Source organism: Streptomyces sp. NPDC048197, from assembly GCF_043202395.1.
Classification (GTDB): domain Bacteria; phylum Actinomycetota; class Actinomycetes; order Streptomycetales; family Streptomycetaceae; genus Streptomyces; species Streptomyces siderophoricus.
In genome coordinates this window covers 20072-33284 of the sequence record NZ_JBIDAJ010000035.1, presented here as the reverse complement: position 1 = coordinate 33284, position 13213 = coordinate 20072, and the positions used below count along the sequence as shown (strand labels likewise).

The window sequence follows — 13213 nt, the reverse complement described above, 5'->3', positions numbered from 1 at the left end:
TAGCGTGGTCGGGTGAGTGAGAAGACCCTGCAGCACCGGATCGACGGTCCAGACGACGCACCCGTACTCGTCCTCGGTGCCGCGCTGGGTACCACATGGCACATGTGGGACCGGCAGATCCCCGAGCTGACCCGCCAGTGGCGGGTCATCCGTTTCGACCTGCCCGGACACGGCGGTTCCCCCGCCCACGCGGCGCCCTCCGTCGCCGAGCTGGCCGACCGGCTGATAGCCACGCTCGACGGCCTCGGCGTGGACCGCTTCGGCTACGCCGGCTGCAACATCGGCGGCGCCATCGGAACCCAGCTGGCGCTCACCCGCCCGCACCGCGTCACCTCCCTGGCACTGGTGTCCTCCTCACCGCGCTACGGGACCGCCGACGCCTGGCGGCAGCGCGGCGTCGTCATCCGTACCAACGGACTCGACCCGATCGCCCGCACCGCCCCCGAGCACTGGTTCACCCCGGGCTTCGCCGGCGCCCAGCCCGCCATCGTCGAATGGGCCGTCCAGATGGTGCGGACCACCGACCCCGGCTGCTACATCGCCGCCTGCGAGGCGCTGGCCTCCTACGACGTGCGCTCCTCACTCGGCCGGGTCGGCGTGCCCACGCTCGTCGTCGTCGGCTCCGAGGACCAGGTCACCCCCACCACCGACGCCCGCACCCTGGTCGCCGGCATACCCGACGCGAGCCTGGCCCTGGTGCCCGGTACCTCCCACCTGGCGCCCGTCGAGCAGCCCGCGGCAGTCACCGAGCTGCTCATCCGGCACTTCACCAACGCCTGGCACGACAAGCCGGGCCCAGGCGGCCAGGCGGCCATCGGCGCCGCCGCCCCCAAGCCGCAGATCGCACCCCCGCCGCCCCCGCAGGCGCCCCCGGCCGCCATAGAGTCCGGCCTCGCCCAGCCCGAGCAGGACCGCGGCGGCACGTACGAGGCGGGACTCAAGGTCCGCCGGGAGGTCCTCGGCGACGCCCACGTCGACCGCGCCCAGGCCGCCGCCGACGACTTCACCGGCGACTTCCAGGACTTCATCACCCGCTACGCCTGGGGCGAGACCTGGACCCGCCCGGGCCTGGACCGCCGCACCCGCAGCATCATCACGCTCACCGCGCTGACCGCCCGCGGCCACAAGGAAGAGCTGGCCCTGCACACCCGGGCAGCCCTCCGCAACGGCCTCACCCCGTCGGAGATCAAGGAAGTCCTCCTCCACACCGCCATCTACTGCGGCGTCCCGGCCGCCAACTCCGCCTTCGCGGTCGCCCAGCAAGTAATCCGCGAGGAAACGACACCGGAGGGGTGAGGGAAGCGGGGTGCGGGGCGAGGGGTGAGAGTGAGGGGTGAGGGAGTCGGGGGTTGCGGGCCCCTCGTCGTCTCCTTGTACGGGGGAGGGGGCGGCTGCCTGAGGCCCTCTTGTTGCGGGGCGCGCCACCTCCGCACCCTCTTGCGGGGCGCGCCGCCTCCGCACTCCCTTGCGGAGTGCACCGCCTGAGCGCCCTCGCGCCGGGTGCAGTGCCTGAGCGCTCTCTTCCCTGCCGGCCTCCAGCCCGTTAGGTTTCCCCGCCGCCCCACCAGCTCCTTAGGTTTCCCCGCTGCCCACCCGCTCCTTAAGTTTTTCCCCGCCGCCCACCCCCCTTCGGGGGGTGGGCGGGTCAGGTGACGCGAACGCGCAAGTCTCAGAGACGTGAGCCGGGGAGACGTGGGCTCGGGGGGGGAGCCCACCGGGCCCCCGCCCGCTCTCCGGCGCGGCAAGATGGCAGGTATGGAACTCACCAAGAAGACCCATGCCTGCGTCCGGCTGGAGAAGGACGGGCAGACGCTCGTCATCGACCCGGGTGTCTTCAGCGAGGAGGACGCGGCCGTCGGCGCGGACGCGATCCTGGTCACCCACGAGCACATGGACCACTTCCACGAGGACCGGCTGCGGGCGGGTATGGAAGCCAACCCGGGTGCCGAGATCTGGACCCTCGCCAGCGTCGCCGAGCAGCTCTCGGCCGCCTTCCCGGGCCGCGTCCACACCGTCGGCGAGGGCGACACCTTCACCGCGGCCGGCTTCGAGGTCGAGGTGCACGGCCAGCTGCACGCCGTGATCCACCCCGACATCCCGCGGGTCACCAACGTCGGCTATCTCCTCGACGGCGGCGCGGTGTTCCACCCCGGTGACGCGCTCACGGTCCCCGAGGGGCGTACGGTCGACACCCTGCTACTGCCCGTGCACGCGCCCTGGAACAAGGTCGCCGAAGTGATCGACTACGTCCGCGAGGTCGCGCCACGGCGGGCCATCGACATCCACGACAGCCTGCTGCAGGACCACGCCCGCCCGATCTACGACTCCATGATCGACAAGCTCGGCGGTACGGACCACGGCCGGCTCACCCCCGGCAGCCACACCGCAGTGGGCTGAACCGCAGTGGGCTGACCCTTGGTGGGTGGAGCCGCGTTGGGTTGATCCCTGGTGGGCTGAACCGCGGTGGGCTGAGACCCGTGGCGGCCGATGCCCCCAGGCTTGGCCCTCGCCGGCCCGGCCCTCCCGGGACCGGGGCCGGGCTGTCAGTGGCGGGCGGTAGGTTTGCAGACATGCGCATCGCGACCTGGAACGTCAATTCGATCACCGCCCGCCTGCCGCGGTTGCTGGCCTGGCTGGAGAGCTCCGGCACGGACGTGCTGTGCCTCCAGGAGACCAAGTGCACCGCCGAGCAGTTCCCCTACGAGCAGCTCCGCGAGCTCGGCTATGAGGCCGCGGTCAACGCCAACGGCAGATGGAACGGCGTGGCCGTGCTGTCCAAGGTCGGGCTGGAGGACGTCGTCATCGGCCTGCCCGGCGGGCCGCAGTACGACGGCGTGGAGGAGCCCCGGGCGATCTCGGCGACCTGTGGCGCGGCCCGGGTCTGGTCGGTCTACGTCCCCAACGGCCGTGAGGTCGAGCATGCGCACTACACCTACAAGCTCGGCTGGTTCGAGGCCCTGAAGACCGCGGTCGCCGAGGACGCGGCGGGCGACCGCCCCTTCGCGGTCCTCGGGGACTACAACGTCGCCCCCACGGACGAGGACGTCTGGGATCCCGCCGTCTTCGTCGGCTCCACCCATGTCACCCCCGCCGAGCGCGCCGCCCTCCAGGCCCTCCGCGAGGCGGGCCTGTCGGACGTCGTCCCGCGCCCCCTCAAGTACGACCGCCCGTACACCTACTGGGACTACCGCCAGCTCGCGTTCCCCAAGAACCGCGGTATGCGCATCGACCTGGTCTACGGCAACGCCCCCTTCGCCAAAGCGGTCTCCGACGCCTACGTCGACCGCGAGGAGCGCAAGGGCAAGGGCGCCTCGGACCACGCCCCGGTCGTGGTGGACCTGGACGTCCAGTCCGCGGGGGCGTGACGGACCATCGTTCGAGGCTCCTGAGGGCCAAGCGCCCTCAGGGGCACAAGCGTCCTCAGGGCACGAGCGTCCTCAGCTCGATCGACTCGCCCAGCGCGCGCAGCCCCGCGTCGCCCGGGTGGAGGTGGTCGCCGCTGTCGTAGGCGGGGAGCATCCGGGCCGGAGCGGCCGGGTCGCGCACTACGGCGTCGAAGTCCAGGGTCGCGTCGAAGGCGCCCTGCCCGGCGCCGTCGCGCAGGAAGGCGTTGACGGCCTGACGGCGGGCTTCCGCGGCCGGGGTGCAGTCGGGGTAGCCCCCGCACGGCGTGAGGGTTGCCGCGACCGCCCGCAGCCCCCGCTCGTGCGCCCGCCGGGCCAGCGCCCGCAGACCGGCGATGACGTCCTCGGCCGGGGTGCCCCAGCGCACGTCGTTGATGCCCTCGAAGACCACCACGGTCCGCGCGCCCGCCTGGGCCAACGCGTCGCGTTCCAGCCGGTGTTGGGCGCTGACCCCGCCGGTGTCCGGGCTCACCCCGTCGCCCTGATAGCGGTCGGTGACGATGCGGTTCGCCGAGATGCCGTGGTTGAGCACGCCGTAGCGGGGCAGCGCGTGCTGGGCCCGGAAGCGGCGGGCGAGGACGTCCGGCCAGCGGCGGTTGGCGCCGCTCGTCGACTTCACCCCGTCGGTGATCGAATCGCCCAGCGCGACGATCGAGCCGGGGCCGCTGTCGACGTCCAGACCGGTCAGGAACGGCCAGAAGGTCATGGTCTGCGGGTAGCCGCCGCCGTCCGCGTCCCGGGTGCGGTCGCCGCTGCCGTCGGCGCTCACGTACGAGAGCTGGGCCGCCTCCTGGTGCACCGGCGCCGCGGTCACCGTCCCGGGCAGGTGCAGGCTCACCAGCAGATCGGTGTCCGCGGGGACGGTGAAGGCCGCGGGATCGCTGAACAGTTCCGCGCCGGCCGGTATCCGGGCCCCGGCCCGCCCTCCGAAGGTCAGCGCCACGGGCCGGCCGTGGGCCGCCGCTCCCGTACCGCGCACCGCGATGCTCGCCGCCCCGATGGTGACCGGTGCCGCCGCGAAGGTGTTGGCGATCCGGATCCGCGCCCGTGGCCCGCCCGCGCCGCTGTGGACGACCAGCCGCACCGTACGGTCCCGCCAGGGACCGACGGCGCGGTAGCCGGCCGTGCTCGCCGCCCAACTCCCGGTGCGGCCGCGCCCGGTGTCCCGTACCGCCAGCGCGAAGACGTGCAGGGCGGCCGCGGCCGGCGGCGCGGACGGCAGCACCACCGACGCCACCTCCCGCCCCGGCCGCAGCGGTACGGTCACCGCGTACAGCCGCGCCGGACCGGCCGACTGCCCGTCCGGTCCGTTGAGGTGTGGCAGCGCCACCGCCTTGGTGCTCAGCGGTCCGGAGCGCCAATCGGGAGCGGTCAGTTCGTAGGCGCTGTGCGAGCCGTCCCGGTAGCGGACGGTTCCGCGGCCGGCCACCTGGCCACCCGTACCGGCCACCAGGAAGGTCAGCGCATCACCCCGGCCGCGCACCGCGACCGCCTGGCCGTCGGCCCGTACGTTGTCCGGCGTCCCGGCCGCGCTGCGTGGCAGGCGGAGTCGTGCGCCGTCGAGGGAGAGCACGCTCCCCGGTGACCAGCCGGCCGCCGCCAGGTCCTGTGCGGACAGCGAGTGACCCGCGCCGTCGAAATCGGCCGCACCGGGGCGGGAGTTGTCGCTCACCGCCGTGTTGTCGAAGAGCCGGGGCAGCGGGCGGGGCGCCGGTGGCGCCGTGGTTGCCGCGGCCGCCGGCGCGAGCGCGGTGCCCTGCAGCGCGGTCATCAGGAGCAGCAGTGTCAGGGCGGTGCCCCATCGGCGTAGGCGCATCGGTCCGTGTCCCCTCCGGCCGCAGATCCGCTCCGGGCGCACTGAAGGTAGGGAGCCGACGGGGGCGCGTCAAGGTGGCGTACGGCGCCGGGTCACGCCGCGCGCCTGTGGCCCCGACCACAGGTGGGGTGGGACCCTGCACACCATGAACATGTCTTTCCTGGACAAGTGGCGCAAGCGACCGCTGACCCGCCGGTCCGTGCCGCTCGCGGAGTCGGTGCGCGCCGACCCGGAGAGCGTCATCGAGCTGCTGTCCGAGTGCGAGCTGCTGCGGTCCCACGCCACCACCGCGGGCGTCGAACTCGACGACTCGGTACGGTCGTTGGAGCGGCTGGACCAGCTCCAGCCGGTCTGGCGGGACGACCCCGAGGTCGCGCCCTGGCTCGGCAACGACGCGGGCCTGTACCTGGGCACCGTACTGGTGCGTACCGTCCGCGGCGCGGTCTGGCACGTCTGGCCGGACGGGCAGCCGGTGGTCCGGCTGGCGTCCGGGCGCGAGATCGACGTCGTGGCGGCCGGCCACCAGTGGGCCGACGACGGCGCGCCGGAACTCTCCCAGGTGTACGCCGAGGCCGCGGAGAGCTGACCCCCGCAAGCCCGGGACCCGCCGCACCGGCCCCGTGCGTATCGGTTCCCTGCGTACCGGCCCCATGCGTACCGACCCCGGGCGTACCGACCCTGTGCGTACCGTCCCCGTCCCCGCCGTTGAGGGCGCCACTGGAGAGCGCCCCCGGAGTGCGCACCCCCGGAGAGCGCAGCATCGGCCCCGAACGCCATCAGGCCGACTTACCCGATTTATCCCCCTGAACCCGCCTGGACGTGCGTGTCAGGGCGTACCGCCTCAATCTCCCCGGTAGTTTGCGGGCTCTCCGCTGTACGGATGAGAGTGGGCAGGTCGGACATGGCCGGTGAGGCGCTGATTGAACTGCGCGGGGTCAACAAGCACTACGGAAAACTGCACGTCCTCCAGGACATCGACCTCACTGTCGACCGTGGGGAGGTGGTCGTGGTCATCGGGCCCTCCGGGTCCGGGAAATCCACCCTGTGCCGGGCCATCAACCGCCTGGAAACCATCGAATCGGGCACGATCGAACTCGACGGCCGACCGCTGCCCGAAGAGGGCCGGGCGCTCGCCCAGCTGCGCGCCGAGGTCGGCATGGTCTTCCAGTCGTTCAACCTCTTCGCCCACAGGACCGTGCTCGACAACATCATGCTGGCCCCCGTCAAGGTCCGGAAGAAGCGCAAGGACGAGGCCGCGCGGCGCGCCCGTGAACTCCTGGACCGGGTCGGGCTCGTCTCCCAGGCCGACAAATATCCCGCGCAGCTCTCCGGCGGCCAACAACAGCGCGTCGCCATCGCCCGCGCGCTCGCCATGGACCCCAAGGCGCTGCTCTTCGACGAGCCGACCTCCGCACTCGACCCGGAGATGATCAACGAGGTGCTGGAGGTCATGCGGCAGCTCGCCCGGGAGGGCATGACCATGGTCGTGGTCACCCACGAGATGGGCTTCGCCCGGTCCGCCGCCAACCGCGTGGTGTTCATGGCCGACGGCCGGATCGTCGAGGACCGCACCCCCGAGGAATTCTTCACCGCCCCGCGCAGCGAGCGGGCGAAGGACTTCCTCTCCAAGATCCTCAAGCACTGAACGGGGGTGCCGCCATGCCATACCGCCAGTCTGCACACCGCCGGTCTCCACACCGACACTCCGCGCGCCTGCCCCGCACCCGCACAGCCCTCGTGCTCGCCGTAGTGGGCGTCCTCGCACTGCTCCTCACGGGCTGCGGCCGGGCCGGCAGCCCACCGGTCAAGGGGCCCAAGGGCAGCGAACTGCCCCGGTACCCGGTCGCCAAGAACTTCCGGCTGCCGTCCTCCCCGACCTGGGCGGCGGCCAAGCGCCGCGGCCACCTCATCATCGGCGTCAAGGAGGACCAGCCGTACCTCGGCGAGAAGGACCCCGCCACCGGCGTCTACACGGGCTTCGACATCGAGATCGCCAAAATGATGTCCGCCGCCCTCGGCTTCCCGCCCCGCACCATCCAGTTCCGGACCATCGCCTCCGCCAACCGCGAGACCGCCCTGCAGAACGGCCAGATCGACTTCTACGTCGGCACCTACACGATCAACGACAAGCGCAAGAAGCTGGTCGGCTTCGCCGGCCCGTACTACATGGCCGGCCAGTCCCTGCTGGTGCGCACCGACGAACACGACATCCACGGACCACAGGACCTGGCCGGCAAACGCGTCTGCTCGGCGGCCGGCTCGACCCCGTACCAGCGCATCCAGTCCGAGTACCCCAAGGCCGTCCTCGTCGCCTACGACACCTACTCGGTGTGCGTGGACAACCTGCTCACCTACCAGGTCGACGCGGTCACCACCGACGACGCGATCCTGCTCGGCTACGCCGCCAAGGTCCCCCGCGAGCTCAAGGTGGTCGGCAAACCCTTCTCCGAGGAGCCGTACGGCATCGGCGTCCCGCGCGCCGACAACGCGCTGCGCTTCGCCCTGGACGACGCGCTCGCCGCGAACGAGAAGAACGGCAACTGGAAGAAGGCCTACGCCGCGACCCTCGGCCTGTCCGGGGTGCCCGCCCCCCAGCCGCCCCCGATCGACCGCTACCCGGCGACCTGAGCCGCCAAGGAACCGACCGATGAACGTTCTCCTCGACAACCTCTCCCTCTACGCGGAGGGGCTGCTCGGCACCGTCGAACTCACCGTCTACGCCTCCCTGTTGGCGCTCGCCCTCGGCTTCCTCATGGCGGCCTTCCGGGTCGCCCCGGTCCGCTCGCTGCGAGCCTTCGGCACCGCCTGGGTGACGGTGCTCCGCAACACCCCTCTCACCCTGCTGTTCTTCGCCGTGGTGCTCGGCCTGCCACGCTTCGGCCTCGTCCTGCCCTTCAAACTCTTCGCCATCCTGGCGCTCGGCTGCTACACCTCCGCCTTCATCTGCGAGGCGGTCCGCTCCGGCATCAATACGGTGCCGACCGGGCAGGGCGAGGCGGCCCGCAGCCTCGGCATGACCTTCCCGCAGACCCTCGGCATCGTCGTCCTGCCGCAGGCGTTCCGCTCCGTCATCCCGCCCATCGGGTCCACGCTGATCGCGCTCGCCAAGAACTCCGCGATCGCCGGCGCCTTCAGCGTCGTCGAACTCCTCGGCGTCTACAAACCGCTCAACGAGCTGGGCTACAGCATCATCTGGACCTTCGTCTGGATCGCCGTCGGCTACCTGATCGTGACCCTTTCCATCAGCGCGATCTTCAACGTGCTGGAGAAGCACTACGGAGTCGCCCGATGACCGCCAACGCCCTCTACGACGTCCCCGGCCCCCGGGCCAGGACCCGCCACCGGACCTACGGACTCGCCGGGACGGTCGTGATCCTCGCCCTGATCGGCTGGATCCTCTACCTGCTCTTCGTCACCGGCCAGTTCACCAGGGCGAAATGGAGCCCCTTCACCTACGTAGGCATCCAGGAACTCCTGCTGACCGGACTGGCCAACACCCTGCGGGCCTTCGGCTTCGCCGCGGTGCTGTCGTTGGCCTTCGGCGCGGTGCTCGCCACCGGGCGGCTCTCCGTCCACCGGCCGATCCGCTGGCTGTGCACGCTGGTCGTGGAGTTCTTCCGCGCCATGCCCCTGCTCGTCATGATCTTCTTCATCTACGTGGCGCTCCAGGTGGCGCCGCTGCCCGCCCTGGTCGCCGGCCTGACGCTCTACAACGGCTCGGTCCTCGCCGAGGTCTTCCGCAGCGGCATCAACGCCGTCGAGCGCGGCCAGGGCGAGTCCGCCTACGCCCTCGGCATGCACAAGACGCAGGTCATGAGGTACGTGCTGGTGCCGCAGGCGGTCCGGGCGATGCTGCCGGCGATCATCAGCCAGTTGGTCGTCGCGCTCAAGGACACCTCGCTGGGATTCCTCATCACCTACGAGGAGTTCCTGCACGCCGGCAAGCTCATCGCCTCCAACCTCGACTACGACCTGCCGTTCATCCCCGTCGTCATGATCATCGCGCCGATCTACATCGGGATGTGCATGCTGCTCTCCTGGTTCGCCAACTGGGTCTCCCGGCGCCAAATGCGCAACCCCAAGGTCGAGTCCGCCGAGGTGGCCGCCGCGGAACCGGGCAACCTCATGCCGGGCGACCACCAGCGGCCGGCGACTTGAGGCGGGTCACCTGAGACACGCGCGGTGAGGCAGGCGGCGGGCGGGCCCGTTCCTCCCCGGCTCAGGCGCATCCACGCGCTCACCGGCCCACCGTCAACGGACGCGGCGCGCGAGCCAGGGGCTGAGCGCCCCGCCCAGGATCAGCTCCTTGTATGTCTCATCGCCGGGCAGCGGGACGATCAGCCACTGTCCCGGCGGGAAGTACCGCGTCTTGACGTGGGCCGGACCGCCGAACACGGACCGCAGGAACGCCGGCACCGCATCCCGCGGCACATCCGCGAACTCCACCCCGTCCACCGTGATCTTCGCATCGCCCTCGGGGAACAACTGGACGGTGACCGCCGGGTCCCCGCCCAGCTCCACGAACGCCTCGTGCGGCAGCGAGCCGTCCGGGTCCAGCACGGTGAACGCCCCGGCGGAGGTGCGCCGGGAGATCACATCCGCACCGATGTCGTCCGTGACGGTCGCTTCGAGCCGGTACTCCTCAGCGACCTCCCGTACGGCCGTGACGGCTGACTCGGTCGTGGGCAGATGCGGCCGCTGCTGCGGGCCCGAGGCGGAATTTCCCATGCCGGCGATCATGCCACCGGCCGCTCCCGGGCCCGGACACACGGCCGCGCGGGGCTACACCCGCCACACCCCGTCCCGCATCAGCTCCCGCCCCGCGAGCTCGTTCACCTCGCGCCAGACCAGGACCCGGCGCGGGCGGAAGACGAGGAACACCCAGGCCTCCCGGCCGCGCGGATCCCAGCCCAGCTTCTCGGCGAACGCCTTGCCCATGTCGTCGGGCAGCGCGTCGGAGGCGACGGTCTCGGCCGTGCTCTCCATGAGGACCACGTCCCGGGTGGGACCCAGCGCCACCCAGCAGGCACCGTTGGCCCGGAGGTTGCGGGCCGTCGGGTTGTTCTTCTTCGTGGCCATCACCAGCCGCTCGTCGTGCCAGACGAACGACAACGGCACGAGGTAGGGCGTGCCGTCGGCGGACGCCGAGGAGATCCAGGCGTCCTCGTCCGTCCTCAGTCGTGCGAGCGCATCGCGCTTCCGCTGCCCGGCGTCGCGGGCCGGTGGGGTGGTGGCCATACGGTGAGGCTAGCGACCACCACCCCCCGCCGCCTCGGGCCCGCGCTGTACGCCCCGGGTCCTACGACCGGTCCGCGGGGCCGCGACGGGGGGAGAACCATGGACGAAACCATGGGCGAGCACCGGGGGTTGAGAACCGAGGATGGAGAACCAGGGGTTGAGAACCAGGGGTTGAGGTGGGTCAACCCGTGGTGCGATGACCTGGGCCGGCAGGCATGGAACCGTTGATGTCACGAACAGCCCGTCACACGACGTCCCTTCGGGAGGCACACCATGTCCACGCTCACCGCCCTCACCCACCCCGGCCCAGCCCATTCCCCCAATCCCCACTCCCTCGCTCCCCACTATCCAGACCCCCGCTACCTCGACTCCTTCTACGTCGATCCCTGCAACCTCGATCCCTGCTCCCTCGGCATCCGCCGCCCTACCCTCCCCGGCTCTCACCAACGTGCCGACGAAACGGGGCCGGCGCCGCCGCGATGCCTAGTCGCGCACCGGGACGGAGACGTACGACGGATCGTCCGCGGGAGAGGAGAACGTCAGCCGGGCGCCGGACGGATTGTGCTCGATGTACAGCGGATCGACGGTGTCCACGACCACCGCCAGCTTGTGCCCGGCCGGGACGTCGTAGGCGGTGGAGAACAGCTCCAGGTCCACGCCGAAGGGCTGACCGGGCGTCTTGCCGTGGAAGGTGTACGGCGCGTGGGTGACCAACTTGCCGATGCCGAGCGGGCCGACGTCGTAGAGGTACGCAATCGCGGTACCGCTCTCGGCGGTGCTGGTGATGGTGGTGTGCAGCCGGGTGGTGCCGCGGACCCGCTGTCCGGTCTCGTAGCGCTCGGACTGCCAGACGGCGGCCAGCGAGCGCGGCAGCAGCGGGATGGAAGCCATCGGCGGCAACCGGAAGAACTGGTCCAGCATGCTGGAGAGGAAGATCAGCCCGCCGTCGGCGCCGGAGTCCCAGTTGGTGTTGATCTGCGGGGTGCCGTCCAGGGCGATCCTCCGGTGCGCGGACGGTACGTCCTTCCAGCTCTTGTAGCCCTCGTAGGCACCGGTGGAGCGGGACTTGAGCAGTACCGGAGATTCCTTGTCGATCCCGTTGTCGGTGCCCTTGAGGTAGTGGTCGAACCACCGCTTGGTGTCGGTCCAGGTGTCGTTGGGCAGCCCGAACAACCCGAGGGCCTCGGCGGTCGCATGGTCGCCGGGCCGGAACTCCAGCCGCTTCGGCCCCTTGAGCTTGTCGAAGAAGTCGGCGTACTGGTTGGGCGGGAAGAGCGAATCGCCCCAGGCGTTGCCCAGCATGATCGCCGCGCCGTTGGCATTGATCCGGTCGAGATAGGTGGCGGGGGAGCGCTTCTTCCCCCAGGCGATCAGATCCTTCTCCTTGGAGAGATTGGAGGCCAGGAAGTCCTTGAGGACGGTGCGGAGTTCGGCGCTCGGCCGCCCGGTCAGCTCACCAGCGCCGCCGAGCATCGCCGCCGCCTGCAAATGCTGGGTCCGTCCGCTGTAGATCGAGTCGATCAGGTTGGCCCAGCCGCTGAGCGCCGCCACCACCTTGATCCGCTTGTCGAACGCAGCGGCCAGCAGGCTGATCCCGGCCCCGTAGGAGACCCCACCCATACCGACCTTCTGCGGATCGGCGGGGGTGTTCGCCAGCGCCCAGTCGATGACCTTCGAGGCGTCGGCGATGTCCTCCGGCCCGGCGGTCTCGATCTGGCCGCCGGACTGCCAGAAGCCGCGCGAGTTGTATCCGACGACCACATATCCCGCATCGGCCAGCTTCTTGGCCTGTGCCATGTACTCGACCTGCGGCATCGCCCAGCTGGTGGGCAGCACGATGACCGGGTACCGGCGCGTCCCGTCCGCACCGGCCGGGGTGAAGACGTTGGCCTTGAGGGTGATCCCGCCTTCGCCCTTGATGTCGACGAACCGCACGGAGGCGGAACCGGCGGATGCCGTGGCCGCGGGGGCGGCGTCCGGCGTCGCCGCCTGAGCGGTGGCCGGTGCGCCGGTGAGCACGGTCGTGGCCAGCACTGCCGCCGAAACGGTGCCGATAGCGGCGCGCAGGGTCGTACGGGAGGGGGTCATCTTCTGCTCCAGATCTCGATGCGAGCCGGCCGCACGCTGTCTGGGGACAGGAGGGGCATACGCCCGGCCCGAGGTGACTGGAGAGTAAAGTCCGACCCTTACCGAAGGTAACCCATCGGTAGGTTACGGGTGGGTAACAGCCTTGGGTCGGGCGTGAGTCGGGGGGAGGTCGGGGCTGAATTGGGGCCGAGTTGGGGTGGGTCCGGGTGGGGTGCGGCTGACTCCGGTGGCGGGAAGGTGAGTTGGGGTGAACATGCGGGCGGCCGGGGCCGATTCTGGCCTGGCCTGGCCTGGCCTGACCTGCCTGTCCTGGTGTCCTGTCCTGCCGTGCCTTGGTCCCGCCCGGGTCGAGCCTGTGTGGCCCGGGCTGAGTCTGTCGGGCTGAGTCTGTCCGGGTTGGGCCTGTCCGGTGAGATCGGAGCCGGGGTGGCTGTGGCCCTGGCGGGCCGGGATCGGTCACGTCGAGGTGCGTCGGGCTGACTCCGACTCCGGCTCCGACTCCCGGCTGCCTCGGGGTGCGTCGGGCGGCGCTGGATTCGAGTGGAGGGAAGGCGGGTCGGGTCGAATTCGGTTGGCATCGGGCCACGTTCGGTCGTGTTCGGCTTGGGTAGGCGGCATCGAGCAGAGTTCAGCCGCATGGCGGCGAGCTGGTGTGGGTCGGGTGTCG

12 protein-coding genes are annotated in these 13213 nt (G+C 71.0%); 8 read left to right on the top strand and 4 right to left on the bottom strand.

Annotated elements, in window-relative coordinates; translation table 11 throughout:
* Positions 1-12: 12 nt before the first annotated feature.
* From pcaC to ACGF4C_RS32090, 3 genes are all read left to right on the top strand, one after another.
* Positions 13-1296: a 4-carboxymuconolactone decarboxylase gene (gene pcaC / locus ACGF4C_RS32100; RefSeq protein WP_030415111.1), complete on the top strand. Its 1284-nt coding sequence runs from the start codon at positions 13-15 to the stop codon at positions 1294-1296.
* A 459-nt stretch (positions 1297-1755) separates the two neighbouring features.
* A complete protein-coding gene (locus ACGF4C_RS32095; RefSeq protein WP_030810108.1) occupies positions 1756-2397 on the top strand; it encodes an MBL fold metallo-hydrolase in 642 nt (213 codons plus the stop codon).
* A gap of 173 nt (positions 2398-2570) precedes the next feature.
* Positions 2571-3365, top strand: coding sequence for an exodeoxyribonuclease III (locus ACGF4C_RS32090; RefSeq protein ID WP_393571033.1), 795 nt, complete (start codon positions 2571-2573; stop codon positions 3363-3365).
* A 55-nt stretch (positions 3366-3420) separates the two neighbouring features.
* On the opposite strand, the gene ACGF4C_RS32085 is transcribed toward ACGF4C_RS32090, so the two are convergent.
* Positions 3421-5220: a GDSL-type esterase/lipase family protein gene (locus ACGF4C_RS32085; protein ID WP_393571031.1), complete on the bottom strand. Its 1800-nt coding sequence runs from the start codon at positions 5218-5220 to the stop codon at positions 3421-3423.
* A gap of 145 nt (positions 5221-5365) precedes the next feature.
* On the opposite strand from ACGF4C_RS32085, the gene ACGF4C_RS32080 reads away from it, so the two are divergent.
* The 5 genes from ACGF4C_RS32080 to ACGF4C_RS32060 all read left to right on the top strand — a co-directional run bounded on the left by ACGF4C_RS32080 (position 5366) and on the right by ACGF4C_RS32060 (position 9378).
* On the top strand, positions 5366-5806 hold the full coding sequence (locus ACGF4C_RS32080) for a DUF6278 family protein (RefSeq protein WP_393571029.1): 441 nt from the start codon (positions 5366-5368) through the stop codon (positions 5804-5806).
* 315 nt (positions 5807-6121) lie between these two features.
* On the top strand, positions 6122-6865 hold the full coding sequence (locus ACGF4C_RS32075) for an amino acid ABC transporter ATP-binding protein (protein ID WP_030810096.1): 744 nt from the start codon (positions 6122-6124) through the stop codon (positions 6863-6865).
* 14 nt (positions 6866-6879) lie between these two features.
* Positions 6880-7848: a glutamate ABC transporter substrate-binding protein gene (locus ACGF4C_RS32070; RefSeq protein WP_393571027.1), complete on the top strand. Its 969-nt coding sequence runs from the start codon at positions 6880-6882 to the stop codon at positions 7846-7848.
* Positions 7849-7867: 19 nt separating this feature from the next.
* Complete coding sequence (locus ACGF4C_RS32065; protein WP_351532973.1) at positions 7868-8512, top strand: amino acid ABC transporter permease; 645 nt, start codon at positions 7868-7870, stop codon at positions 8510-8512.
* Positions 8509-9378 (top strand): amino acid ABC transporter permease, encoded by an 870-nt coding sequence (locus ACGF4C_RS32060; RefSeq protein WP_393571025.1) that lies wholly within the window; start codon positions 8509-8511, stop codon positions 9376-9378. Before ACGF4C_RS32065 ends, ACGF4C_RS32060 begins: the two co-directional genes overlap by 4 nt.
* A gap of 93 nt (positions 9379-9471) precedes the next feature.
* On the opposite strand, the gene ACGF4C_RS32055 is transcribed toward ACGF4C_RS32060, so the two are convergent.
* From ACGF4C_RS32055 to ACGF4C_RS32045, 3 genes are all read right to left on the bottom strand, one after another.
* A complete protein-coding gene (locus ACGF4C_RS32055) occupies positions 9472-9948 on the bottom strand; it encodes a hypothetical protein (protein ID WP_393571023.1) in 477 nt (158 codons plus the stop codon).
* Between the two features lie 54 nt (positions 9949-10002).
* Positions 10003-10458, bottom strand: coding sequence for a pyridoxamine 5'-phosphate oxidase family protein (locus ACGF4C_RS32050; RefSeq protein WP_201805076.1), 456 nt, complete (start codon positions 10456-10458; stop codon positions 10003-10005).
* A 483-nt stretch (positions 10459-10941) separates the two neighbouring features.
* Positions 10942-12546 (bottom strand): alpha/beta fold hydrolase, encoded by a 1605-nt coding sequence (locus ACGF4C_RS32045; RefSeq protein WP_393571020.1) that lies wholly within the window; start codon positions 12544-12546, stop codon positions 10942-10944.
* Positions 12547-13213: the final 667 nt, after the last annotated feature.